Here is a 25,725-nt window from a genome sequence, read left to right as displayed (position 1 = left end):
ATGAATATATCTAGAAGTTTATTCTTTAGGAATGATTCTCGTTAATCCAATATTTTCTGGAGCATGAAGCACCATTGGGAATTTCTCTACTTTAACAGAACTGCTGTCGAGGCCAAAAGCTCTTTCTTCAGACAAACTCAGTTTCTTAATAAAGAAATACGAATTCATAATAATATTTTCATGCCATCTTAAATCATTGTCGTTAGATAAGAATTTCTCAGACAATACAAATTTGAAGTCGCCAATAATATTGTTTTTGTTCAACGATTCGTAACGGCTGGTAATATCTACCTCGCCACGTTTTACCATGTCTTTGATAACTTCTCTAAACATCAAATTGATTTTAGTAGGTTCTCTAAAACCTAAGTTAAAGTCAATTCTGTAGATATCGTCTTTAGCAATTTCAGTTACTTTATATTGTGTTTTATAAGGTTCAGTCAAAATATTAACGTGAACAAACCAATAAATATCAGCTCTTTTTGGGCGTTTTTGAAGGATAGAGTAGATTACTTTTTCCTCCAATTCGTCAACACGATTTGCATTAGTCATATAAACTAAGTGCGTAGCATATTTCGGAATAGATAAATCTTGGCTTAATTCTACTAACACTTGTTTGTAATCATCAATTTTAACCACTTTAGTGTAGTTTTTGTTGATTTTCTTAGCCAGATACCAGATTGTCATTACAGAAATCAATAAACTCGCAATGATTAAAGTTACATAACCGCCTTCGGCAAATTTGGTAATGTTGGCAAAAAGAAAACTAAACTCAATCAATAAATAAATGGTGATAAGCGGTACCATGAAGTACAGTTTTACACGTTTCATGATTAAGTAATAGTTTAGCAAAATGGTTGTCATAATCATACACAAAATAATGGCAAGACCATAAGCATGCTCCATATTTCCTGATTTCTCGAAATGTAAAACGATTCCAACACAGCCAAAAAACAACAACCAGTTGATCGACGGAATGTACAATTGACCTTTTACTTCTGTTGGATATTTGATTTTTACTTTTGGCCAGAAATTCAGACGCATTGCTTCGTTAATCAAAGTAAACGAACCAGAAATAAGTGCTTGAGACGCAATTACAGCCGCAAGAGTTGCAACTACGATTCCGAATGGTAAAAACCAGTGCGGCATAATTAAGTAAAACGGATTCCCATTTTCTCCGCCTAATTGCTGTAATGTGCTTCCTTCGTGGTGAATTAAATAAGCCGCCTGACCGAAGTAGTTTAAAACCAATGTAGTTTTTACAAACATCCAGCTAATTCTGATATTTTTTCTTCCACAGTGTCCCATGTCAGAATACAAGGCTTCAGCTCCAGTTGTACATAAGAAAACAAAACCAAGAACGAAGAAACCATCAGGATGTATAGATAATAAATGATAAGCATAATACGGATTAATTGCTTTAATTACTTCAGGATAATTAACCACTTGAATGGCTCCTAAAGTTCCTAACATAGCAAACCAGATTAACATCATCGGGGCAAAGAATTTACCAACCAATTTAGTTCCGAACTGCTGAATTGTAAATAAGACAAATAATATACTAATTACAATGTAAACAATAGTCTGCGTCTGCATAGTCGGATAGAATGCCCTAATTCCTTCAACTGCAGATGAAATAGAAATTGGTGGCGTAATAATTCCGTCGGCAAGCAGGGCGCTTCCCCCAATAATAGCGGGTACTATGAGCCATTGAATTTTTGTTTTCTTGACTAAAGCATATAAGGCAAAAATTCCTCCTTCACCGTGGTTGTCTGCACTTAAAGTAATAAGTACATATTTAATTGTAGTTTGTAATGTCAGCGTCCAAAACACACAAGAAATACCTCCTAAAACAATATCAGCATTTATCGTGTGATCGCCTAATATAGCCTTCATTACGTACAATGGAGAAGTACCAATATCTCCATAAATAATCCCTAAAGTAATCAATAAACCCCCAATAGACAACTTACTATGTAAGTTTTTATGCGATGCGCTCATGTATAGTTTTATAAAAAGACGGTTGCAAATTTACTGTTTTAAAACAAATTAGCAGCAATTATAATTAAAAAGATAAAAAAAAGCACAATCGTAAAAATTGTGCTTTCCTTTTTGAATATTATTTATTTCTAAAATTAACCTCTTCTACCGCCACCTCTAGAACTTGAACTGTTTTCTCTCTGGCTTTGTCCGCCTCTAGATTCTTGACTTCCTCTAGAAGATTCCTGGCTCATTCTTGGAGATTCTGAACGCTGGCTTTGTTGTGGTCTAGCAGAATAATCTCTGTTTGAACTGCTAGATTGGTTTCCAGAATAACTTCCTGAACTTCTTTCGGCTCTTGGAGCAGACATTTCACGATTAGAACTGCTTCTAGATGTGTTAGAAGAATTACCATTTCCGTAATCTGCTCTTGGAGTAGTTTGTACTCTAGTAGTGTTTTCTGCTCTTTGAGTGTTAGTAGTTCTAGGAGAATAATCACGATTTGTGCTTCTACCAGTATTTACACTTTCCGTGCTTCTGCCTGTAGAGTTGTAACCTCTATTAGAATTTCCGTTTGAAGTATTGCTTCTATCTACAGAAGTTCTGTTTGTTGCGCTTCTATTTTCAGCATACGTTCTATTTGAAGCTCTATTATCAGTTGAAGTTGTTCTTCCAGTGTAATTTCTGTTCGTGTTATACGTGTTTCTATTCGTTTCTCTGCTCGCCACACGTCTTTGATCTAATTCGTAACGGTTTGAAGTGTTAGCATGTCTTTCAGCAAAACTATAGTTCGGACGCATTCTTTCGTAACCATAAGAACGTCTTGTTTCATAGATTGCAGGAGCTCTGTAACTTCTTCTTACATTAACATAGTTGTAATGGTTGTTTACATTAATATAAACATTTACATTGTTTCTATATCTGTAAATAGGATATGGCGCCCATGCATTGTAATAGGTTGGGTAATAACCCCAATACCAAGTTGAGTAATAAGGTCTGTAATTGGTAACCCAGAACGAAGTATAGATAACAGGAACTACACTATAAACTGGCTCATAAATATAATTTGCCCCGTACAAATAGGTGTTACCCACAACTTGCACACTTACCTTGTTATAATTATCTCGCTCGACATCAATCGTAGCAATGTCTTGATAAACATCACGATCTAAAACCGCTTGGATAATAATAACGTGAGTTCTGTTTTCAACACTTTCGATTACACGTAAGTAGTCTACTTCATCATCACCATTAAGGTCAAGGTTAGAAATTTGATATTTAGGATCATTTAAACGTCTTTCAAAATCTTGAAGATTAGCTGATTCTCCAAACATCGAAGCAACAGCTCTTAAATCTAAGTTATCGCTTATATCTGAGTTTTTTGCGTAAACAGTAGTTTGACCTTGCGCTGCGCAAGAACCAAAAACTAAGGCTGATATTGCTATTAAAAGTAAATTCGCTTTCATGGCTAATTTGTATTAAATTATTTTGTACTATGAGATATCCAATTACTGTGCCATAAAATTAAATTGCTAAAAACAGGTATTTAAATGGTTGATTATTAATGTTTTGAATTTGTGTTAAAATAGATTTTGGTTTTCTGGGTATAAAGGATTGAAAATGAAAGAGTAAATTGTTCTTGTAGAAAAAAACCGAAAATTAATTCTCCATGTGGGAATTAATTGTATTTTAGCAATACCCTAAATTTTATTTATATGAGAAAAGTATCGCTGTTTTTTTGCATGTTTGTTTTGTTTGTATCCTTTAAAACATTCACAAATAAGAATAAAGCAAATTATGAAAATGGTTTTATAGCAATTCAAGTTGATACTTTATTTCAGGATAAAATTAGTATTCGTGCCATCGTAATAGACAAAAATAAAGTTTGGTACGGCGGAGACAATTCTCGTTTTGGATGTTTTGATTTAGACAAAAAACAGAAATTCGAAGAACATATTTACAAAGACACTTTAAAATTAGAATTTAGAAGTATTGCTCAAAATTCAAAAAACATTTTTCTATTAAGTGTTGGAAATCCCGCCTTATTGTATCAGGTTTCTAAAAAGACCAATAAAGTGAAATTGGTTTACAAAGAAGTAAATCCAAAAGTATTTTACGATAGCATGCAGTTTTGGAATGATAAAGAAGGCATTGCAATTGGAGATCCGACAGAAGATACTTTCTCAGTTATCATAACAAGAGACGGAGGAGAAACTTGGACAAAAGTGCTCTCTCATAAACTTCCAACTAATGCGCAAGGCGAAGCGGCTTTTGCGGCAAGCAATTCAAACATCGTAATAAAGGGAAATGATACTTGGCTAGTTTCTGGAGGAAAAAGATCTCGCGTTTTTTATTCTGGAGATAAAGGCAAAACATGGAAAGCTGTAGAAACTCCAATCGTACAAGGAGAGGCAATGACGGGTATTTTTACGGCAGATTTCTACGATTCTAAACACGGTTTTGCTGCAGGCGGTAATTATGAATTGCCAATGGAAAAAAAGGATAATAAAATTTTTACCAAAGACGGCGGAAAAACTTGGGAACTGATTGGGCAGAATCAAGGTTTTGGATATGCTTCTTGTGTGCAATACGTGCCAGGCGGTGGTGCAAAAGAATTGGTTTGTGTGGGATCGGGCGGACTTCAGTATTCGCAGAATGGAGGAGAAACGTGGACGATGCTGTCAAAAGACACTAAACTTTTTACTATTCGTTTTATCAATAGAAATACGGCAATTGCGGCTGGACATAATAAGCTGGTTCGCATTCACTTTAAATAAAAAAATAAGAACCCTAAATAATAAAGTAAGTATTATTATATAGGGTTCTTATCGCTGTTGTTTCGTTAAGTTTAATCTTTATTGCCTTTGTCGCGATATTGCTGTAAAAGCTTTCGATTAAAATCGTCTTCCGATTTTTTAAGCAGTAATATTTTCTTTGCAGGAAGTACTTTTTTCAAATTGTTCATGTATTTCTCACGAAGCTGGTATATTTCTTTATCTGTACTTTCTATTTGAGATAATAATGTTGCTGCGTCTTTATCTGAAAGATTTTTAAGATTGTCATCTTTTAGCTTTCTCAGATACGTTTTCATTTTTAAATACTTCAATTCGTATTGCTTGTCATCATAAGCGTTATAAATAGGCCAGAATTTTTCAGCTTCGGTCGAAGTCAATTCTAATTCTGTTGTTAAAAATGACACTTTAAAAGCTTTAATTTTTTCTCGCTTTTCATCAATTTTTCCATTTTGTGCAAAAATTGAAAAACTTGTCAGAAATAGCAATAGCGGTAAAATGTTTTTTATTTTCATTGTTAAGCTAAGTTATTGAGTTGTTGAGTTAAGTTGATTTAATTTTGTTCTGAAATTAGGTGTTCAATATTTGGACTTGAAGCTAAAATATCTTCCAATGTTTCCTCTTCTAAAGTTACATCGTTGCCTAATTTTTCAATATCATTGTCATCTAAGTTTTGTATTAAATCGTATTGGCTGATATTGGAATGATAGGATAAATAAGTTTCTAAAGTAGCTTCGTCCAGTTCGTTAGAATTGGCTCTATAATTATTTACAATCGGAATTAATAATGCAAAACCAATTACTGCAGCGGCCGCCAGAGAAATGATTTTTTTGCGTTTATAAAAAGGAATTACCTTAACTTCTTTTTCATTTAATTGCTGTAAAACCTTTTCTTGAAAAGTATCAAAATAATTTTCTGGAGTTTTAAAGCCAGATTTTATTTTGGGTTCGTTTTCTAATTTAAATGTTTTCATAATACTTATAAGATAGTTTTAGTTACAAAAGGTTTAATTTGATGTAACATATAATTCAATTTTTTTTACTGCGTGATGGTAAGAGGCTTTTAAAGCTCCAACAGATGTTCCTAAAATATCTGCGATTTCTTCGTATTTTAATTCTTCAAAATATTTCATTTTGAAAACCAATTGCTGTTTTTCTGGAAGTGTAACAATTGCTTTTTGAAGTTTGATCTGAATATCATCTCCGTCAAAATAAAGATCGGCTTTTAAATTGTCGATTGTTTTATTTTGAAGGTCTTCAGATGTAATGCCTTTTAATTTAGCTTTTTGCGATAAAAAGGTCAGAGCTTCATTCGTAGCAATACGGTACATCCAGGAAAAAAGTTTACTTTCTCCTTTAAAGTTTTTAAGATTTTGAAAGACTTTTACAAAAGTGTTCTGTAATACATCGTCGGCATCATCATGATTCAAAACAATGTTTCGAATATGAGAATACAAAGGTTTCTGATAATCAGACAGGAGTTTTTGAAACGCAGTATTTTGCGTCTCAGGCGTTAATAATTGTTTTATAAATTCTTTCTCGTCTATCAAACTTTTTGTTTTGTAAACTTTCTTTAATAGAAGTTAGACAGAATTTAAAGCAAAAGGTTTAATGCCGTTTTGAAATTATTTAAAATTCTGAATCTTCTTCTTGTGTAGCAGGTGTTTGCGCAGGAGCAGGCGTTGGTGCTGCAGGTTTGCGTTTTACAGGCTCTGTGCGTGGTTGTTCGGTATGTGGTTCACTAGGAGTTTCGCCCGTACTTTGTGGTGTATAAGCAGGCTCGGCAGTAACAGGAACTACTTTTGGTTTTATTGGGAAATAAATTTCAGTAACCAATTTTGAAGAAGCTTTTACATCCAATTTGCTTAACGTCAGGATTTCAAGATGTGACCAGCTTAAATCTGGAATAATCTTTTCGTTGTTAATGTAAGCTGTTGTTTTTGCAATTGCTTCGTTTCTATGAGAGTAGTCTCCGTTAAGAGTTGTTTTAACAGCATCAAAACCATTTAACTTTCCTGCTAAGATATCACTTCCAGAACTGGTTGAAATTTCTTTATTAATAGGTAAACAGATCGAAATTTTGGCTAAACCAGTTTTAGTATCATAAGTATGGTAGATAATGAACGGTTTTCCCATTGCAGACAATCCGTTAGTTTCGCTAAACTGAATAAGCTTCGGAATTACAATTCTAGCATTTTTATTTACTTTGGCAATTTCGCTAGTAAAAGTCTGTTTGATATAAGGAGTTTCTGTTTTCTTAACCACTCCATCTACTTTAACCGCATAAGTTTTAGTTTCGTAATCTAAATTCTTGTCAATATTAGCCAAACTTTTTTCATAAATGGTTCCGATAACTCTGTCAGAACCTCCATGAAGTGCAGTGTATATTTTAAATAGAAAACTCATCGTTCCTTTTCCTTTCCAAGTAACTTTTGTTTTTCCGTTAAGAGTATCTTTTAAAGTCCAATTTACATCAGCTTCAGTGCCGTCAAATTGCATTTTTTGGTCAATGCTTTCTCCTTCTTTTGTTTTAAGAATAATAGCATTTCCTTTACCATCAGTACCGTCCCAATAAAATGAAGCGCCATTTCCGCTAGTTTTATTAGCGTATGTCATTTTGATAGAAGGATCTTCTACAGACCATGATTCAAAATCTTCATAATTTCTAAAGTCATTCAAGTAGTTATAAACCGTTGTGCGCGGCGAATTGATAACTTTACTTCTTTCTACAGAAAAATCTCCTTTTTGTGTAGCAACAAAAACAGTAAGGGCGACAAAACTTAATAAGGCGAAAAGAAATAAATACTTTAGAATTTTCATGGCAGATTGTTTGGTTTCGGTAAAGTTATAAATTTTATCATGAGTCTTACTAATAACCCATAATTATTAGGTTTTATTTTGTTGCAACCAGAATAATTTATCTTTTTAGAAATATTTTAATTACAAACAAAAGGACAATAAAAAGAAGGAAAGCAAGGAGTACTTTGTAATTTCCTTTGTAGAAGACTTTGTGTAATTTCAGATCTTTTCGATAAGCAAAAATCATAATGATTACAAATGCAATAAAAAAACACACTCCAAATAGTATTTGTCCTTGACTAAACATAGTTATAAAAATTTTCAGCAAATTTAAAGATTTGTAAACGATTTGCTGCTAAATTGCCTTTTCATTTCGTTTAATAAATTTTCATATTTATGCGAAAGTGACTTAAATTAGCCAAAAAAAAGAAAACTACTATATGAAAAAACAACTTGACGCCGTAACCGAATTTCACACTGCTTTTAAAATTGGCCACAGCACTACGCCAAAGGCTGATGTAGGAGCAGAGAAGAAATTACTTCGCTACAATTTAATGAAAGAAGAAAATGAAGAGTATTACGAAGCGGTTCAAAATAATGATTTAGTTGAAATTGCAGATGCACTTGGAGATATGATGTATATTTTGTGCGGAACAATTATCGAGCACGGTCTTCAAGACAAAATTGAAGCTGTTTTTGATGAAATTCAGCGCAGTAATATGAGTAAATTGGGTGAAGACGGAAAACCAATTTATCGCGAAGATGGAAAAGTAATGAAAGGTCCGAATTATTTTAAACCTGATTTTTCTAAATTATTATAAAAAAAAATAATTTTTAAACACATAGAAACATAGTTTGGAAATTGCGTAAAAGGCGTTTCACTTGCATAAATACACATAGCTATGTGTTAAAAACAAGTTTCTTTTGGACTCTTTTATGGATCAAAAAAAACTGTGTTTCTATGTGTTAAATATTATCTTACGATTAGAATAGCAAATAAAAAACCCGATAAAACTAAATTTATCGGGTTTCTCTTTTATTATCGGGTTTTGGATTATTGAACTTTAACTGTCCATCCGTAAGTATCTTCAGAAAGTTTATTTTGAAGACTTGTTAATTTCTCTTTTAAGAAAGAAGCATACGAATTTTCAATTGGAGCCATTTCAAAATATTCGTCTTTATAAGAGAATCCTTTGATAACGCTGATAACTGCTGCAGTTCCAGCTCCGAAGATTTCTTTCAGAGATCCGTTTTTAGCTGCTTCAACCAATTCTGAAACAATTACTGGACGAACTTCTACTTTTAAACCTTCTTTTTCAGCCATTGCAATCAAACTTTTTCTAGTAACACCATCCAAAATTCTTTCGCTTGTTGGAGCTGTTAGTAAAGTGTCGTTAATTCTGAAGAAAACGTTCATTGTTCCCGCTTCTTCAAGTTTGGTGTGCGTTGCATCATCTGTCCAAATAACTTGTTGAAAACCATCTTTGTTTGCCAAGTTAGTTGGGTAAAACTGCGCAGCGTAGTTTCCGGCAGCTTTTGCCGCTCCGATTCCACCATTTGCAGCTCTACTGTAATGTTCAGCAATAATTACTTTTACTTCGCCTCCATAATATGCTTTTGCAGGAGAAAGTAAAATCATAAATTTATATTCGTCAGAAGGATTTGCGATAACTCCAGGACCTGTCGCAATCATAAAAGGACGGATGTACATACTAGCTCCATTTCCTCTCTGAATCCATTCTTGGTCAATTTTCAATAATTCATTTAAACCATCCATAAAAATAGCTTCTGGAATTTCTGGCATTGCCATACGAACAGCAGAACTATTAAAACGTTTGTAGTTTTCATCTGGTCTAAACAACCAAATGTCATTGCTTTCGTCTTTATAAGCTTTCATTCCTTCAAAAATAGCTTGTCCGTAATGGAAGACTTTTGAAGATGGATCCATCAAAATAGGAGCATAAGGCTTAATGACAGGATTTTGCCATTGCCCGTTTTTAAAATCGCATTCGAATAAATGGTCTGTAAATACAGCACCAAAACTTAAGTTGTCAAAATCTACCTCGTTGATTTTTGTAGAAGTAGCTTTAATGATTTCAATTTTGCTCGTTTGAGTTGTACTCATAGTTATGTAAGTTTTTTGTGAGATATCTTTCACTATCAAAGATTTAAAGTGATGATATCGTGTAAAATGGAATTTATTGAATGCAAAATTACGTAAAAATATGTAAAATACTTAGCGAAAATTCATTATTTGCTTGATTTGACTGAGATTTATTTATCCTATAATAAACTCAAATATTTAATTGATTTTTATAAAGATTTTATGAAAAAAGTATCGATTTTTAAGGCTTTACGCATTTGTTTTGACTAAATTTGAATATTAAAATGGCTTGAAAATCAATAAAAAGCCGTTGTTAAATTCTTAAAAAGGTGAAAAGAGAAATAATTAAAACGCTAGACGGCTCAACAACAATTCGTTTGCCAGAATGGGACGAATGTTATCATTCTAAACATGGTGCAATTCAGGAAGCAAAGCATGTTTTTATAAAAAATGGGCTTTCATTATTTGAGAATCCTTTAAGCATATTAGAAATAGGTTTTGGAACTGGATTAAATGCTTTTATTACCTTTTTAGAATCGGTTAGAAAAGAGCAAAATATAGATTATGTTGGGGTTGAAGCGTATCCTGTTGATCCGAATGAAATTTTAGAAATGAATTATGCCGAAGAACTAGAAGCATTGGAATATCATAACATTTTTGAAAAAATGCATAAAACGGCATGGGATGAAAAAGCAGAAATTAGCAGCCGTTTCTCGTTAACCAAAAGGAAACAATTTTTTCACGAAATAAACGATTTAGAAATTTTTGATTTGATTTACTTTGACGCCTTCGGATATAGAGTGCAACCGGAGCTATGGAGTACCGAAATTTTTCAGAAAATGTACAATAGTTTAAAGCCGAATGGAGTTCTTGTTACTTATGCAGCACGCGGAGTTGTTAAAAGAAGCATGATCGAAGTCGGTTTTACTGTGGAAAAGTTAGCGGGGCCTCCTGGAAAACGAGAAATGTTTCGAGCTTTTAAAAACGTTTAAAATGAACTGTTTAGAACGATTCTAGATTGATTTATATGTTTTAAGAAAACGTATTCGTTGCTAAAGTTTTTAAAATAATAAGTTAAAAATAGAATTTATGTTAGTTATTTTTTTAAATTTGGCTCGAGTTTAAAAAATAGATAACCCCCGAAAATCTTATTTTATTATGTCAAAAATGATGTTTGATTACACGAAATCAATACTTGAAAGAGTTAGTTTCGATCCGATACTTTTCTGCAAAGAGCTAGAAAAAGCTATCAAAACACTGTTACCATACGAAATGGAACAATTGCAAGAGTGGTTACTGAATTTCGTAGTCGGAAAACCAGAATTAAAACAAAGTCTACAGCTAATTAAAGTATAAAAAAAGGAGCCAATTTGGCTCCTTTTTTATTGTGCTTTGTTTTTTGTTTTGTGTAAAAGTTTAACCGCAAAGGTCGCAAAGTTTTTTTCGCAAAGGTCGCGAAGTTTTTTTTTTGAGTTATCATTAAAATGAAAGTTCGCAAAGCTTTGAGAATAAGGTTGTTTGTGAATTTGCTCGCAAAGTCGCAAAGTCGCAGAGTTTTTTTTTACGCTCCCGATAGCTATCGGGATACAGATCTAAAAGGATTTTATAAATAATCTTTTCAAATCTGCGTGAAATTTATTTATATTCCTGAAAAAACTTTGCGCCTTCGCGACTTTGCGAGATTAAAAACGTACTGCAAAATTGTCCGCGTACTCTGCGGTCAAAAATAAACCCACAGCTTTGTGAACTTAAAATACACTCAAAGTATATAAAAGAACCTTAGAGCACTTTGCGTTAAAAAACTAACCGCAAAGAGCGCAAAGTTTTTTTGAGTTATCATTAAAATGAAAAAAGTTCGCAAAGCTTTGTTTAGATATCGCTTTGCGAACTTAATATATAGATCCTGCTTGGGCTACTAATAAAATATCTTAGCGTGCTTTGCGCTAATAAAAATAATCGCAAAGGGTTATTTCTTCTGCAGAGGACTAATAATTTGAACGTTCTGAAAAACAATTGCACCTTTTACAACGCCAGCAATTGTAGATCGTAGAGCGTCAATGATTTGCATTTTTAATTCGCTTTTTGGGTAAATCAAGCTTACTTCTCGAGCTGGTTTTGGTTCCTTAAAATTACGAAGTTTCAGTTTGTCAGATTCTTTTAAATCTAAGGTGTGCAAGTACGGAAGTAACGTTGTGCCTAAACCTTCGTCGGCTAATTTTATAAGAGTTTCAAAGCTTCCGCTTTCAATCTGAAAATTAGTTTGGTCAGATTCTGAAACTGTCTTGCAAAGATTTAAAATTCCGTCTCTAAAGCAGTGTCCGTCTTGTAATAAAAGAATCTCATTTAGATTTAAATCGGCAACTTCAATTTCTTCTTTCTGGAAACTAGAGTGGTTTTCAGGTATATACGCTACAAAAGGTTCGAAATACAAAACAATCTCTTTGATTTTCTCGTCTTCAAGCGGTGTTGCAGCGATGGCAGCATCCAAATGCCCGTTTTTAAGTTTCAGGATAATTTCTTCAGTATTCAACTCTTCAATTAAGAGTTTTACTTTTGGATATTTCTTAATGAAATTATTTAAGAACATTGGTAAAAGTGTTGGCATAATAGTCGGAATAATTCCTAAACGAAATTCTCCACCAATAAAACCTTTCTGCTGTTCTACAATATCTTTAATACGATCGGCTTCGTTTACGATATTTTTTGCCTGGCTTACAATTTTTTGACCAATATCAGTAAGCTGAATCGGTTTTTTGCTTCTGTCGAAAATTAAAATATTAAGTTCTTCTTCAATTTTTTGTATTTGCATACTTAAAGTCGGCTGTGTTACGAAGCATTTTTCAGCAGCAAGTGTGAAGTTTTTATGCTCAGCAACCGCTAACACATATTGCAATTGAGTTATAGTCATGTTGATAGTAATTTGTGATGCAAAAATAAGAAAATATAATTTTTATTTATGTTTATTTTAGTAAAGTTACTCTAAATTTGTAGTAAATTAGTGTAAAAAAATAGATTATGAAGACAAATATTTTAGGATTGCCTGTAAAAGAATCAGAATTGTTAGTAAAAGAACTGAATGTATTATTATCAAATTTTCAAGTTTATTACCAAAACTTAAGAGGTATCCACTGGAACATTCGCGGAAAGCGTTTCTTTGACTTACACGTAAAATTCGAAGAATTATATACAGATGCACAATTAAAAATAGATATGATAGCCGAAAGAGTTTTAACAATTGGTGGAACTCCTCTGCATACTTTTGAAGATTATATTCAAAACAATAAATTAACGGTTGGAAAAAATATTTCTAACGATGAAAAGGCAGTTCATTTAATCGTTCATTCTTTATCAGATTTATTAAAAATTGAAAGAGAAATATTGAACAAATCGGATGAAATTAATGATGAAGGAACCAATTCTATGATGAGTGACTTCATTTCTGAGCAAGAAAAAACAATTTGGATGATGAATGCTTGGTTAGAAGAAACGTTATAAACTATTGTTTTTTAATAAATTATAAGCAGAATGGGGTAAAAATTCCATTCTGCTTTTTTGTTTGTGTTAAATTTCTATAAAAATCTCTTTGATTTTATTTGTTTAACGCTATTTTTGCTTTGATGAAATTTGTAGCCCGCATATTATTATTCATATTTATTGCCTTCTTATCGACCCCGACAATTGTTCAGGCGATAAAGAAAGGGAACAATACGGCTATATCTTTTAGCATTGCTGAAGAAGAAGTGCACAAAGAACTTAAAAATGTAGTTCATCCCACTATTTTAGAACATGAAGTTTTGATTCCGGTTTACATCGAGAAAAAAACGATCATTTCTGAAAACATTGTCAAATTAGATAATATCTCTCCGAGCATATTTGCTCCACCACCTAACGTAGCATAATACTTCCGATTATTTCGAACTTTGGCCTCATTTCTATCGAGATGGGGTAAATCTTTAATGAATAATTTTTTTAGTATTATATTATGACAAAAAAAATCAATCTTTTTGCCAACCTTAAATCTGATTTTGCTTCAGGTTTAGTGGTTTTCTTGGTGGCTCTTCCGTTGTGTTTAGGTATTGCAATGGCTTCTGGAGCACCATTATTTTCTGGAATTATTGCTGGTATAGTGGGTGGTATCGTTGTAGGATATTTAAGCCAGTCACATATTAGTGTATCAGGTCCAGCTGCTGGGTTAACAGCTATTATTTTAACCGCTATTACCGATTTAGGAGCTTTCGATGTATTTTTAATGTCTGTTTTTATTGCTGGATTAATTCAATTAGCATTAGGATTTTTAAAAGCTGGAAGTATATCGAATTATTTTCCGACAAACGTAATTGAGGGAATGTTAGCTGGTATCGGAATCATTATCATCTTAAAGCAAATACCGCACGCTTTTGGTTATGATGCTGATTTCGAAGGAGATCAAGCTTTTGTTCAAAACGATGGAAGTAATACTTTTTCGTTTCTGTTTGATATTTTAAATCATATCCACTTAGGAGCTGTAGTAGTATCTGCGGTTTCATTGGTCATTTTATTAGCTTGGGATAAAGTTCCATTTTTAAAAAGAATAAAATTGGTTCCGGGAGCACTTGTTGCTGTTATTGCTGGTGTCATTTTGAATGAGATATTTTTATCTACAGGAAGCACTTTGGCAATTGCAAAAGAACATTTGGTTTCTTTGCCAGTTCCAAAATCTTTTGATGATTTTAAATCGATTATAATTACCCCAGACTTCACTGCTGTTACAAATCCGCAAGTTTGGGTAGTGGGTGTTACGATTGCCATTGTCGCTTCTATTGAAACGCTTTTATGTATTGAAGCTACTGATAGAATGGATGTGCAAAAGCGTTACACGAATACCAATGTAGAGCTTAGAGCACAAGGTGTTGGTAATATTATAAGCTCTCTTTTAGGAGGCTTGCCAATGACATCTGTAGTTGTAAGATCTTCTGCCAACAATAATGCAGGTGCAAAATCTAAATTGTCTGCTATTATTCACGGTATTCTTTTATTAATAAGTGTATTGTCGATTCCAGTTATTCTGAACAAAATTCCATTGGCAACATTGGCGACTGTTTTGATTTTGGTCGGATATAAATTAGCAAAACCAGCAGCCTTTATGCATTTCTGGAAAAAGGGGAAATACCAGTTTGTCCCTTTTATTGCAACTTTGGTCTTTGTCGTTGCGACAGATTTGCTAAAAGGTGTTGCGTTGGGAATTGTTATCAGTATTATTTTCGTTTTGAGAGGAAACTTAAAAAGAGCTTATATTTTCAAGAAAGAGGAATATGAAGATGGCGACATCATTCATATTGATTTAGCGCAAGAAGTTTCGTTTTTAAATAAAGCGGCAATCAAACAAACTTTGGCTGAAATTCCAGAAAATTCTAAAGTTATCATTAATGCTCATGATACGGAATACATTTCGCATGACGTTTTAGATTTGATTCGCGAATTTAAAGAAACACGTGCTCTTGATGAAAATATCAAAGTGAAGCTTAAAGGCTTTAAAGAAGCTTACGAACTTGAAAATACACCCGAAAATCACAATCATGTTACTATTGAACATTATTATGATGTTGCCAAAAGAGAAGTGGTTAAAAAAGAAGTTGTTAGAGAAGAATAATTAAAATTAGGTATTTTTAAGGCCTTAGAAATGTCAAAATTTAGGTAACTTTACATCAAGTTCTTTATTTGAGACATTCTTAAGAAGGAGAATTACCAAACAAAAAATAAAAAAAATGAGAAAATTTTATGAGCAGTTATTAGAAAACAATAAAAAGTGGGTTGAAACTTCATTAGCAAAAGATCCTAATTATTTTGCTGATTTGGCAAAAGGGCAGCAGCCACCATTATTATGGATTGGATGTTCTGATAGCCGTGTTCCTGCAAACGAAATTGTTGGTGCAAAGCCAGGTGAAGTTTTTGTTCACCGTAATATCGCAAACATGGTGGTGCACTCTGATATGAACATGTTAAGTGTTTTGGATTATGCTGTAAACGTTTTAAAAGTAAAACATGTTATTGTATGCGGACACTACGGATGTGGTGGTGTAAAAGCAGCAATGGGGCATCAATCTGTTGGAATTATCGACAACTGGCTTCGTCATATTAAAGATGAATATCGTTTGCATGATAAATATTTAAATTCAATCGAAGATGAAACAGAACGTTTTAATGCTTTTGTTGAAATTAATACCAAAGAACAAGTTTACAACTTAGCCAAAACATCTATCGTGCAGAATGCTTGGAAAAATGGTCAAGATTTAATGCTTCACGGATGGGTTTACGGATTAAATTCTGGTTTTGTAACAGACTTAAATGTGAATATTGCTTCTAATGATGAGCTTGATGAAGTTTACCAATTAGATCTTTAATAGTTTAGATAAAAAAATCGCCCTCTATAAAGGGCGATTTTTTTTATTCATTTTCGTCTAAATTCTCATTAAATGCCGATGGCAGCATTGTTGGGATAAACTTAATTAATATCGGCAGCAGCAAACTTCCGCCTGGAAGCAAAAATATCGTTAACGACGGAATGGTTTTACAAATGTCCAAAAGCTGTTTTTTGACTTTCTTCTTTTCTTTTGCATCCAAATCTCTCGTTGTAGAATAAGCCAGCAAAACCATTAATTCTTTACTTTGAACAATTTCTTTAATCAATCTGTTTTTGTTTCTAATAATCAGTTTGACAACGCTATGCGTCATTTGATCATAGAAATGCTTGACAGGATTCGAATAATTAAAATACGGAATCTTTTTTTTATGTGTTGTAATAAAAGTATTGGTCGTATCCATGCTTTTAGTTACAAAATCGTCAGAAACGCCCATAGTCGAGCCTAAGGAATATAAGAAATATGATTCTTCATTTTCGACAACTCCATCACTCCATAAAGCCATTCCGGCCATATCAAGTAAATAAAATTGTTCAAGTTTATTGGTAAAGTAACCTAGATTTAGCGTTTCTAAAGTTTCAACGGTAACTTTTGAAAATTTTGAATAACGTATAGAAGCTTCAAAAAGTTTGATTAAAAGATCGTCATGCTGAGATTTAGATGTTTTGGTTTTTAAAGCCAGACCCACAATTCCTAGAACAGTTTCTTCAATTCTCTTTAAATATTTTTCAGGAATTTCTCCATGTTCCAAATATTGTCTGAAAGCCAAAACATCAATAAACAATAAAGCATTGGTTACTAAATGCGAAAAATTCTTGCTGATGATACTGTCATTGGTTTGAACCCTCTGGTCAATAATATTTTCCAGTGATAGAGAAGGAGTGTCTTTCGGCAATAAAATCTTGAACAAATTAAATCCTTCTGGATTCATCTGTTTGTAAAACTTTAAAACTTCTGAAATAAAATTTTTGGGTTCCGAATTTCTTTTCTCTAAACAAAAGACATGATAGAGTGTGTTAAGTAAGGCTACTTTAGAAATTTCGGTTTTAAACCAGCCGTTTATCGAAATCGGAATTTGAGAATCTATAGCAATAATATGCCCGTAGATAAATCCCGTTTCTCTTACTTTATAGTAAAACGAATCTACAGTTTCAAAAGGAATAGCTTCTGAAAACTTCTGTTCACTAAAAAACTTATCGATCCAGCCTGGTGCTGATGGGTTAATCATGGACTTAATTTTGCTGATGCAAAGCTATGCCTTTTTCTTGTTTTAGAATTCATTTTAAAATGAAATAACCACTAGATTTTGTTAAAAATAGTGGTTATCTCAGTTTTTCTTATTTAATGATTCCTGCGCAAGCAACTCTTCCACCGGCATTTCCAGTTGGCTGAGTGGTAAAATCATCTGCACCTGAATGTACAATTAAACCTTTGCCAAGAACGTCTTTGTTAGAATCTCCACAACCTACGCACCATTCGTCTGTTGTCAAAGTTATCGTTCCGTTACCTTTTGCATCAGCGGTAAAGTTTCCGATATCACCTTTATGATATTCTGCAACTCCCCATTTTCCATGTTTTTTGAAAGTTGGATTCCAGTGACCTCCAGCAGAACTTCCGTCGGCAGCAGTACAATCTGCTTTTTCGTGAATGTGGATGGCATGAACTCCAGGTTCTAATCCTGTTATTTTTGCTGTAAAAGTTACTTTACCGTTTTTCTCAACAAAAGTAGCGGTTCCGGCAACTTTACTATTGCTTTTTGGTTCTAATGCAACAGTTAATGTTTTTGCATCGTTTGATTTTGTATTGGTCTTACAGCCAATTATTAAGGCTGAGATTATAGCGAAAGAAACAATTAGTTTTTTCATGTCTACGGGCATTTTAGTTAAAGATTAAGTAAATTTAACATAAAATAACCGAATTGATTGACTCAAAAAGTTAAAAAAAAGTCAAACTATACGTTATAATTTGATACCGATTGAGTTAAAAACCGAAAATATTGTTTAAATTCGTAAAGGTTTTTAACGAATAATTTCTGAAAACCATTTATCTAATTCGTTCACATTTAATCCTTAATGTTATGATGAAAAAGATTCTTACCCTCGTATTTTTTAGTTTGTTTTTAATTTCCTGTAAGTGTAAAAAAGTAGATTCAGTTTCGAAACTGGATGGAACTTGGGAGCTGAATTATATTTCGGGCCCGCGAATTGCTTTTGATGGATTGTATCCGAATAAAAAACCTAATATAACTTTTGATACAAAAGAAAATAGGGTTTCTGGTAACAACAGCTGTAACTCATACACAGGAAAACTGAATGTTACAGGAAACAAAATCGACTTTACACAGCCTATGGCAGTAACTAAAATGATGTGTCTTAATGGTCAGGGCGAACAGATTTATATGAGTACACTGCAGAAAATTACCTCATACGATATTACTGATGATGGAAAAACGCTCAATTTTATTTCTGGCGACATTGCAATGATGCGTTTTACTAAAAAGTGACATTATGAAAACGGTAGCATCTCTTTTGGTATTTTTAGTAAGTGTCTTTAATTTTTCAATTACGGCACAGGAAAAAACAAAAAAAGAACTCAAGCAAGAAAGAGAGCTAAAAAAGCAAAATGAAATTAAAGCACTTCTAGATGCTCAGAATTTTGTTTTTGAAGCTCAAAAAACAACTCCACAAGGCGGAAGATTGATACAGCTGGATTATAATACTTATTTTTTAAAGTTTAAAGCGGATACTGTAACATGCGATCTGCCATTTTTCGGGCGAGGTTATAATATTGGATATAGCACCGATGGCGGAATAAAATTTGAAGGCAAACCACAAAACATTAAGGTTGAAAATAAAAAGAATAGTACAATGCTGAAAGCAACCGTAAGAGGAAAAACGGATGTTTACGATTTAATGTTTTCTATTTTTTATAACGGAAGCGCTACCCTTTCTGTCAATAGCAATAATAGGGCGCCAATTAATTACGATGGAATAATTTATGCCCCAAAAACTAAAGAATAAAATGTAGAACTGTTTATTTGTTTGATGTCTAATTATTTCCCTTCATATGCAAAAAAAGATTTCTAGGTTAAATTATAGTATGTTGCAATTTGTTTTAGTTTTCTTTTTAGGGATTTTTTTAAATTACGGTCAGGATTTAGAACCGAGAGTGTATGCAAATGTGGTAAAAGATTTGAATGTTGTCGCGGCCGGATATGTTTTTATGAATGGCAATGTGTTAACAGACCCTTCGCTTCCAATTACAGATTTTACCCTTCATAGCCATAATTTTGCAGTCAATTATATTCGAACATTTGGTTTAGCCAATAAACTGGCGCGTGTGCAGATTGTACTTCCTTATTCTTTTATGGATGGCTCGCAGACCAGAACAAATGGAGATGTTCTAACAGGATCGAGAACAGGTTTTGCAGATATGAAAATTCGTTTTGGAATAAATTTACTGGGTTCTCCAGCACTTGATAAAGCTGAATTTAGGAGTTTTGAACAAAAGACTATTTTAGGAGTCAGTCTAGTGACTTCTATTCCCACAGGAAAATATTATGATGACAAGCAGGTTAATATAGGTACAAACCGTTGGGGATTTAAACCAGAAATTGGAGTTTCTAAACGATTTACGCATGTATATGCCGAAGCTTATGCTGGAGTTTGGTTTTATACCGATAATAACGACTTCATGGGGAAAAAGTTAGAGCAGAAATCTACCTATAGTTTGCAAGGCCATGCAAGTTATTATTTTAAAAATCATATGTGGATTGGATTTAATACTACTTGGTTTTTTGGAGGAAAAACAATTACTGACGGCGTCGAAGAAGACAGTCAAATCGATAACTGGCGTGTAGGAGGAACTTTTTCTACTCCAATTGCAAAAGGCCAGTCAGTTAGATTGCAATATCATATCGGGGCTTATACCAATAACGGATTAAACTATTATGCCTTGTCTGCCGTTTATCAATATTCATTTTTTTAAAATTTGCTAGTGGGTTAATGTGTTTAAAATCAGTATATTTGAGTATGCATATATTTTTAAAAACAAATTTAAAATTAAAACTATGAAAAAATTAAGTCTTATTCTTATCATGGCGGCAGCCTCGTTTTCATCTTATGCGCAGTCTTCTTATAAAGAAGATTTAGAAGTGGTACAAAGTGTGTATGGAAAATCTAAAAGCGAACTGGTAAAACAGTACATGAATTTATCTGACGCACAAGCCACAGCTTTTACTAAAGTTTATGATAATTACGAAACCTCTCGTAAAGCTTTAGGCCAGACGAAGTTTCAACTGATAAATGATTATGCAGCAAATTACGAAACGCTAACCGATGCAAAAGCGGACGAATTGGCTAAAGCTACTCTAAAAAATCATATTGATTATGAGAAGCTTTATTCTAAAACGTATAATCAGGCAAAAAAAGCAATTGGTTCTATAAATGCTGCGAAGTTTATCCAGCTTGAAGTGTATCTTCAGACGATCATTAGAAGCGAAATTTTAGAAGCCATTCCGTTTATTGGAGAAATGGATAAGAGTAAGGTACAATAATCAGATAGTATCTATAAAATAAAACGGGAATCAAAATGATTCCCGTTTTTTTATTACTTCTCTGTTTTTACTTTGTAAATCTCATTTACCATTCCGTCGTGGAAACTGTCTAAAGTAAGTTCCCAGAACATGATTCCGCCTAGTTTTTTAGCTTTAACATATTCTGCTTTAGCTTTAATCGATCTTAAGTCATCTGATGTTGCAAAAGTTTTTGTGCTAGCATTGTACCAATATGGAGCTTGTGCTTTTTCGTCGTAAAAATATTTCCAGCCGTTTGCTTCTGTATAGGTTGTAGCATAGTTTTTAAAGTCAACACCTTGGAAGTGTTCACCAGCTTGATACAATCCATTGTTGATGTTTTCTACATTTTTCCATTGTCTAGTATAAAATGCACCTCCAATAACTAATTTCTCAGCAGGAACACCTGCTTTTAATAAAAACTCAACAGCTCTATTTGTAGACTCTTCTTTTGGATTTGTGCTGTATAATGGAGTATGATGTCCTGTAACTTTTGAATATCCGTTTACTAAATCGTAACTCATAATATTAATAAGATTTACAAAAGGAGCAACCGCTTTCCAGTCGATAGATTCGTCTAAACATTTTTGGAAACCTCCTGCAGCAAAACTCAATTCATATTTTTTGCCTAAAGTAGAACGTAATATTTTGATCAATTCAGTAAAGTTAGGTTTGTCAGCAGGTTGGTATAAATGCCCAGGAAGTCCCTCAATTGATGGATATTCCCAGTCTAAATCTAAACCATCAACTTTATAAGAATCACTTAATGCTTTTACTGATTTTGCAAATTTCAAACGTCCTTCAGCAGTAGAAAAAGCTTGAGAACATGGTTCGCAGCCACCCCATCCGCCAAGAGAAACGATAATTTTTAATTGTGGATTTTTCGCTTTAAGCGAAACTAATTTTTTAATCGTAATAGAATCTTTAGGAGAATCTACCGTTAGTTTTCCGTCTTTTAAATGGCAAAAGCTAAATATGATCTGGTTTAACTTATTGACTTCATATTTGTCAATTAAATCAGCATCACCTGTGTAATAAGCAATAATGTCCATTTTTTTGTTTTTCTGTGCAAAAATATTGCAGCTTGCCAGACACAAAAAGAAAAGAGCAATTAGGTTAATTTTTTTCATATTATGTTGTTTTTAGTTTTTTAGAATGCTAAAAGTAAAGTATAAATTTGATATTCGCTATTACAGATAACCTTAAAATACAATTTTAACGAATTTTTTGCAAATCGATGCAAAAATATTGCGGACTGAATTTTAAACCATATAAGTGATATAAGTTTTTTTTTACCGCAAAGAGTGCAAAGTATTTTTACTTATAGATTTTATGTAGGCGCATAAAGTATACCCTAAACAAAAAAATCCTTTGCGCCCTTTGCGGTTAAAATAGACCTAGCAATTTAATCGACACACAAACTTTAATATTAACTTACATCACTTATATGGTTTAAAAAAAAAGAAAAAAAAATAAGCCCGCACAGTTTCGGACTTGCGCGGGCTTAAACAAATTAAAAGCTAAAAACTATTTTTACGTTAGAAGCAGTATGAATTTTCTGCAACTAATTTTTCTGCGATTTTTTCTCTCAATGCCACAACATTTGGCAGGTTAGTGTATTTAGTGAAACGTTTAAGTCCCATTAACATCATACGCTGTTCGTCTCCTTCAGAGAAAGAAGCAATTCCTTCTTTTCCTCTCAAGTTTACAATATCAACTGCTTTGTACAAGTATAATTTTGCCATAGCAATTTGCTCTTGAACTTTATCTTCACCTTGAGATTTAGCTAATTTCTCTGTTCTCAAGATTGTACTTTCAGCCATGTAGATTTCGATTAAGATATCAGCAGCAGCCATTAATAACTGTTGGTGAGAATCTAAATCCGGTCCGTATTTTTGAACAGCGCTTCCAGCAACCATTAAGAAAACTTTTTTCAAGTTAGCCACGATTACTTTTTCTTCTGAGAATAATTCAGAGAAATCTGGAGTATCAAAAGATGGAATTCCCATTAATTCTTCCTGAACTTTCATTGCTGGTCCAAGTAAATCAACGTGTCCTTTCATTGCTTTTTTGATCAACATACCTACAGAAAGCATTCTGTTGATTTCGTTTGTTCCTTCGTAAATACGAGCGATACGAGCATCTCTCCAAGCACTTTCCATTGGAGTGTCTTCAGAGAATCCCATTCCACCAAAAACTTGAATTCCTTCGTCAGAACAGTTTTGAACGTCCTCAGAAACCGCAACTTTCAAGATAGAACACTCGATTGCATATTCTTCAACACCTTTTAATTCAGCTTCTTGGTGAGAAGTTCCTTCCGCTTCACGAGCAGCGATTCTGTCTTCGATGTCTTTTGCAGCACGGTAAGAAGCACTTTCTCCAGCGTATGCATTTGTAGCCATTTCAGCTAATTTAGAACGGATAGCTCCAAAAGATGCAATAGAAGTATTGAACTGAATTCTTTCGTTAGCGTATTTTACAGCTCCAGAAGTAACTCTTCTTTGTGCATCTAAACAAGCCGCAGCCAGTTTAATACGACCAACATTCAAAGCATTCATAGCGATTTTGAAACCGTTTCCTCTTTCAGATAACATGTTTTCAACTGGAACTTTTGTTTCGTTGAAGAAAACCTGACGAGTAGAAGAAGCACGGATTCCTAATTTATGCTCTTCTTCATTCATAGAAATTCCGTTTGAAGGATCGTTTTCTACGATGAAACCTGTAATGTTTTTATCATCTCCAATTCTGGCAAAAACAATGAAAACGCTGCAGAAACCTGCATTCGAAATCCACATTTTCTGACCAGTGATTAAATAATGCGTTCCGTCTTCAGACAAAACCGCTTTTGTTTTTCCTGAGTTGGCATCAGATCCTGCACCTGGTTCCGTTAAGCAATAAGCTCCAAACCATTCTCCAGAAGCCAATTTCGGAACGTATTTTTTCTTTTGCTCTTCAGTACCGTAAAGTGTAATTGGCATTGTACCAATTCCTGTGTGTGCACCAAAAGCCGTTGAGAAAGAACCAGTTGCGCCAGAAATGTAGTCACAAACCAACATGGTTGATACGAATCCCATTCCTAATCCACCGTATTCTTCTGGAACTGCAACTCCAAGAAGTCCTAATTCACCCGCTTTACGCATAGATGATTCTGTATACGCATAATCTTTTTTCTCAAAACGATCTTTATGTGCCCATAATTCTTTGTCTACGAACTCTTTTACAGAGTCACGCATCATTAACTGCTCTTCCGAGAAATCTTCTGGAGTGAAGATGTCTTCGCATTTTGTTTCTTTTACTAGGAATTGACCTCCTCTTGTTTTGTCGCTCATGACTTATGTTTTTTTTTGTTTAGCTAAAAGATGCAAGAAGCAAGAAGCAAGATTTTAATCTAACTTATTTATAAAACCTGTTGTCATCTTTTGAAATTCAATTATTTTGTTTTCTATTTCTTCTGTTTTTTCTTTTGTTAAATAGGAATTTTGACAAGCTATCAACAGTTGTGTCTGTAATTCAAATGAAGATCCTAAACTGATATTCAAATAATGTTGAAAATGTTTATTTCCTCTATTAGATCCTTCTGCAATATTAGAAGGCATCGAGACAGAGCATCGATTCATTTGATTTGATAAACTGTAAATTTCTGATTTAGGAAAAGTTGCTGTTAGTTTATAGATGTCATTTGTAATTTCCATAGCTAAAAGCCAAATTTTTAAATTCTTAAAATTGTGTCTCATGTTTTTGACGCAAGTTAAGAAAAATAAATAAAAGTAAGTTTTTTACTACTTTATTATTCGTTTCCCAAATACCAATATTCAAAAAGTTAAATCTTGTCTCTTGTCTCTTTCCTCTAAAAAAGTCTTAAAGAACCTCGTAAATACCAGCACTTCCTTGTCCAGTTCCAACACACATACTTACGATTCCGTATTTGTTTCCACGACGTTTCATCTCATCAAATAACTGAACTGAAAGTTTCGCACCTGTACATCCCAGAGGGTGACCTAACGAAATTGCGCCACCGTTTACGTTTACGATATCTGGGTTTAAACCTAACTCACGAGTAACGGCTAAAGCCTGAGAAGCAAATGCCTCGTTTAACTCAATTAGCTCGATATCATTTAAAGTTAATCCAGCTTGTTTCAATGCTTTTGGAATAGCTTTTACTGGACCTATACCCATAATTCTTGGTTCCACTCCAGAAGAAGCAAAGTTTACTAATCTAGCGATTGGCTCAAGGTTTAATTCTTTTACCATGTCTTCGCTCATGATTAAAACGAAAGCTGCACCGTCACTCATTTGAGAAGAGTTACCAGCCGTTACGCTTCCGTCAGCAGCGAAAACCGGTTTTAAACCTGCTAATGCTTCAATAGAAGTCCCGGCTCTTGGTCCTTCGTCTTTATTTACTACGTATGATTTCGTTTCTTTTTTACCATTTTCATTGATAAAAGTCTGCTCAACAGTAATTGGAACGATTTGTTTGTCAAATTTTCCTTCTGCTTGCGCTTTCAAAGCTTTCATATGAGAATTGTAAGCAAACTCATCCTGATCTGCTCTCGAAACGTTGTATTGTTTTGCTACCGCTTCGGCAGTTAAACCCATTCCCCAATAGTAATCTTCGTGACCTGCAGCCGCAACTTTATAATCCGGAGTTGGTTTGTAACCTCCCATCGGAATATAACTCATACTTTCTGCACCACCAGCGATGATACAATCTGCCATTCCAGACTGGATTTTAGCAGTCGCCATTCCGATTGTTTCCAATCCAGAAGCACAGTAACGATTTACAGTAACTCCGGGAACGTCTTCAACTTTTAATCCCATCAAAGAGATTAAACGACCAACGTTAAGTCCTTGTTCTGCCTCAGGCATTGCATTTCCAACCATAACGTCGTCGATGCGTTTTTTGTCAAAATCAGGCAGTTCATTCATCATAAACTGAATGGTTTCTGCAGCTAATTCATCAGGACGTTTGAATCTAAAAACTCCTTTTGGTGCTTTTCCTACCGCTGTACGGTAAGCTTTAACTATATATGCTGTTTTCATTTGTTTTTGTTTTTTAAGATTTAGTAGAAGCAAGAAGCAAGAT

Annotated in this window: 26 protein-coding genes; 12 read left to right on the top strand and 14 right to left on the bottom strand. The window is 33.6% G+C overall.

The window, feature by feature from the left end:
• Window positions 1-18 precede the first annotated feature (18 nt).
• Together Q9Q97_RS19820 and Q9Q97_RS19815 are read right to left on the bottom strand one after the other, a co-directional pair.
• Window positions 19-1,998: a KUP/HAK/KT family potassium transporter gene (locus tag Q9Q97_RS19820; protein ID WP_306160284.1), complete on the bottom strand. Its 1,980-nt coding sequence runs from the start codon at window positions 1,996-1,998 to the stop codon at window positions 19-21.
• Between the two features lie 134 nt (window positions 1,999-2,132).
• Window positions 2,133-3,443: a hypothetical protein gene (locus Q9Q97_RS19815; RefSeq protein WP_306160282.1), complete on the bottom strand. Its 1,311-nt coding sequence runs from the start codon at window positions 3,441-3,443 to the stop codon at window positions 2,133-2,135.
• Window positions 3,444-3,692: 249 nt separating this feature from the next.
• On the opposite strand from Q9Q97_RS19815, the gene Q9Q97_RS19810 reads away from it, so the two are divergent.
• A complete protein-coding gene (locus tag Q9Q97_RS19810) occupies window positions 3,693-4,754 on the top strand; it encodes an oxidoreductase (protein WP_306160280.1) in 1,062 nt (353 codons plus the stop codon).
• Between the two features lie 71 nt (window positions 4,755-4,825).
• Here the strand turns inward: Q9Q97_RS19810 and Q9Q97_RS19805 are convergent, their stop codons facing one another.
• From Q9Q97_RS19805 to Q9Q97_RS19790, 4 genes are all read right to left on the bottom strand, one after another.
• A complete protein-coding gene (locus tag Q9Q97_RS19805) occupies window positions 4,826-5,284 on the bottom strand; it encodes a sensor of ECF-type sigma factor (RefSeq protein ID WP_306160278.1) in 459 nt (152 codons plus the stop codon).
• Window positions 5,285-5,322: 38 nt separating this feature from the next.
• A complete protein-coding gene (locus Q9Q97_RS19800; RefSeq protein ID WP_306160276.1) occupies window positions 5,323-5,742 on the bottom strand; it encodes a hypothetical protein in 420 nt (139 codons plus the stop codon).
• Window positions 5,743-5,775: 33 nt separating this feature from the next.
• Window positions 5,776-6,318: an RNA polymerase sigma factor gene (locus Q9Q97_RS19795; protein ID WP_306160275.1), complete on the bottom strand. Its 543-nt coding sequence runs from the start codon at window positions 6,316-6,318 to the stop codon at window positions 5,776-5,778.
• A 79-nt stretch (window positions 6,319-6,397) separates the two neighbouring features.
• The gene (locus Q9Q97_RS19790; protein ID WP_306160273.1) at window positions 6,398-7,588 is read right to left on the bottom strand and encodes an SRPBCC family protein; all 1,191 of its coding nucleotides are present in this window, start codon (window positions 7,586-7,588) and stop codon (window positions 6,398-6,400) included.
• A 419-nt stretch (window positions 7,589-8,007) separates the two neighbouring features.
• On the opposite strand from Q9Q97_RS19790, the gene Q9Q97_RS19780 reads away from it, so the two are divergent.
• Window positions 8,008-8,388, top strand: coding sequence for a nucleoside triphosphate pyrophosphohydrolase family protein (locus tag Q9Q97_RS19780; RefSeq protein WP_306160270.1), 381 nt, complete (start codon window positions 8,008-8,010; stop codon window positions 8,386-8,388).
• A gap of 233 nt (window positions 8,389-8,621) precedes the next feature.
• Here the strand turns inward: Q9Q97_RS19780 and Q9Q97_RS19775 are convergent, their stop codons facing one another.
• The gene (locus Q9Q97_RS19775) at window positions 8,622-9,692 is read right to left on the bottom strand and encodes a branched-chain amino acid aminotransferase (RefSeq protein WP_306160268.1); all 1,071 of its coding nucleotides are present in this window, start codon (window positions 9,690-9,692) and stop codon (window positions 8,622-8,624) included.
• A 308-nt stretch (window positions 9,693-10,000) separates the two neighbouring features.
• Between Q9Q97_RS19775 and mnmD the strand changes: the two genes are divergently transcribed.
• The gene (gene mnmD, locus Q9Q97_RS19770) at window positions 10,001-10,663 is read left to right on the top strand and encodes a tRNA (5-methylaminomethyl-2-thiouridine)(34)-methyltransferase MnmD (protein WP_306160266.1); all 663 of its coding nucleotides are present in this window, start codon (window positions 10,001-10,003) and stop codon (window positions 10,661-10,663) included.
• Window positions 10,664-10,829: 166 nt separating this feature from the next.
• Window positions 10,830-11,027, top strand: a complete 198-nt coding sequence (locus Q9Q97_RS19765; RefSeq protein ID WP_095928926.1) for a hypothetical protein — start codon at window positions 10,830-10,832, stop codon at window positions 11,025-11,027.
• 610 nt (window positions 11,028-11,637) lie between these two features.
• Here the strand turns inward: Q9Q97_RS19765 and Q9Q97_RS19760 are convergent.
• Window positions 11,638-12,579: a LysR substrate-binding domain-containing protein gene (locus tag Q9Q97_RS19760; protein ID WP_306160264.1), complete on the bottom strand. Its 942-nt coding sequence runs from the start codon at window positions 12,577-12,579 to the stop codon at window positions 11,638-11,640.
• A 107-nt stretch (window positions 12,580-12,686) separates the two neighbouring features.
• Here Q9Q97_RS19760 and Q9Q97_RS19755 point away from each other — a divergent pair, with 107 nt between their 5' ends.
• From Q9Q97_RS19755 to can, 4 genes are all read left to right on the top strand, one after another.
• Window positions 12,687-13,166, top strand: a complete 480-nt coding sequence (locus Q9Q97_RS19755; RefSeq protein ID WP_091491835.1) for a Dps family protein — start codon at window positions 12,687-12,689, stop codon at window positions 13,164-13,166.
• 122 nt (window positions 13,167-13,288) lie between these two features.
• A complete protein-coding gene (locus tag Q9Q97_RS19750) occupies window positions 13,289-13,570 on the top strand; it encodes a hypothetical protein (protein WP_306160262.1) in 282 nt (93 codons plus the stop codon).
• A gap of 83 nt (window positions 13,571-13,653) precedes the next feature.
• Window positions 13,654-15,300, top strand: a complete 1,647-nt coding sequence (locus Q9Q97_RS19745) for a SulP family inorganic anion transporter (RefSeq protein WP_306160260.1) — start codon at window positions 13,654-13,656, stop codon at window positions 15,298-15,300.
• Between the two features lie 115 nt (window positions 15,301-15,415).
• Window positions 15,416-16,051: a carbonate dehydratase gene (can, locus tag Q9Q97_RS19740; RefSeq protein WP_306160258.1), complete on the top strand. Its 636-nt coding sequence runs from the start codon at window positions 15,416-15,418 to the stop codon at window positions 16,049-16,051.
• 43 nt (window positions 16,052-16,094) lie between these two features.
• Here can and Q9Q97_RS19735 read toward each other — a convergent pair whose 3' ends face one another.
• Together Q9Q97_RS19735 and Q9Q97_RS19730 are read right to left on the bottom strand one after the other, a co-directional pair.
• A complete protein-coding gene (locus Q9Q97_RS19735; RefSeq protein ID WP_306160257.1) occupies window positions 16,095-17,297 on the bottom strand; it encodes an LETM1-related biofilm-associated protein in 1,203 nt (400 codons plus the stop codon).
• A 109-nt stretch (window positions 17,298-17,406) separates the two neighbouring features.
• Entirely contained in the window at window positions 17,407-17,934 is a 528-nt protein-coding gene (locus tag Q9Q97_RS19730; protein ID WP_306160255.1) for a superoxide dismutase family protein, read from the bottom strand.
• A gap of 212 nt (window positions 17,935-18,146) precedes the next feature.
• Between Q9Q97_RS19730 and Q9Q97_RS19725 the strand changes: the two genes are divergently transcribed.
• The 4 genes from Q9Q97_RS19725 (at window position 18,147) to Q9Q97_RS19710 (ending at window position 20,624) form a co-directional block, all read left to right on the top strand.
• Window positions 18,147-18,572: an META domain-containing protein gene (locus Q9Q97_RS19725; RefSeq protein ID WP_306160253.1), complete on the top strand. Its 426-nt coding sequence runs from the start codon at window positions 18,147-18,149 to the stop codon at window positions 18,570-18,572.
• 4 nt (window positions 18,573-18,576) lie between these two features.
• Window positions 18,577-19,089, top strand: coding sequence for a DUF4251 domain-containing protein (locus Q9Q97_RS19720; protein ID WP_306160251.1), 513 nt, complete (start codon window positions 18,577-18,579; stop codon window positions 19,087-19,089).
• 79 nt (window positions 19,090-19,168) lie between these two features.
• Entirely contained in the window at window positions 19,169-20,056 is an 888-nt protein-coding gene (locus Q9Q97_RS19715) for a transporter (protein ID WP_306160249.1), read from the top strand.
• An 82-nt stretch (window positions 20,057-20,138) separates the two neighbouring features.
• Complete coding sequence (locus Q9Q97_RS19710) at window positions 20,139-20,624, top strand: hypothetical protein (protein ID WP_306160247.1); 486 nt, start codon at window positions 20,139-20,141, stop codon at window positions 20,622-20,624.
• 53 nt (window positions 20,625-20,677) lie between these two features.
• Here Q9Q97_RS19710 and Q9Q97_RS19705 read toward each other — a convergent pair whose 3' ends face one another.
• From Q9Q97_RS19705 to Q9Q97_RS19690, 4 genes are all read right to left on the bottom strand, one after another.
• Window positions 20,678-21,772 (bottom strand): glycoside hydrolase family 18 protein, encoded by a 1,095-nt coding sequence (locus Q9Q97_RS19705; protein WP_306160246.1) that lies wholly within the window; start codon window positions 21,770-21,772, stop codon window positions 20,678-20,680.
• A 408-nt stretch (window positions 21,773-22,180) separates the two neighbouring features.
• Window positions 22,181-23,971, bottom strand: coding sequence for an acyl-CoA dehydrogenase family protein (locus Q9Q97_RS19700; protein WP_306160245.1), 1,791 nt, complete (start codon window positions 23,969-23,971; stop codon window positions 22,181-22,183).
• A 54-nt stretch (window positions 23,972-24,025) separates the two neighbouring features.
• Window positions 24,026-24,376, bottom strand: coding sequence for a four helix bundle protein (locus Q9Q97_RS19695; RefSeq protein WP_306160243.1), 351 nt, complete (start codon window positions 24,374-24,376; stop codon window positions 24,026-24,028).
• Window positions 24,377-24,500: 124 nt separating this feature from the next.
• Window positions 24,501-25,682, bottom strand: coding sequence for an acetyl-CoA C-acyltransferase (locus tag Q9Q97_RS19690; RefSeq protein WP_306160241.1), 1,182 nt, complete (start codon window positions 25,680-25,682; stop codon window positions 24,501-24,503).
• Window positions 25,683-25,725: the final 43 nt, after the last annotated feature.

Origin of the sequence: Flavobacterium sp. DG2-3, assembly GCF_030730925.1 — a bacterium.
In the GTDB taxonomy this organism is placed as follows: Bacteria; Bacteroidota; Bacteroidia; order Flavobacteriales; family Flavobacteriaceae; genus Flavobacterium.
The sequence above is the reverse complement of the archived record's forward strand: the minus strand, read 5'-3'. Positions and strand labels throughout refer to the sequence as shown.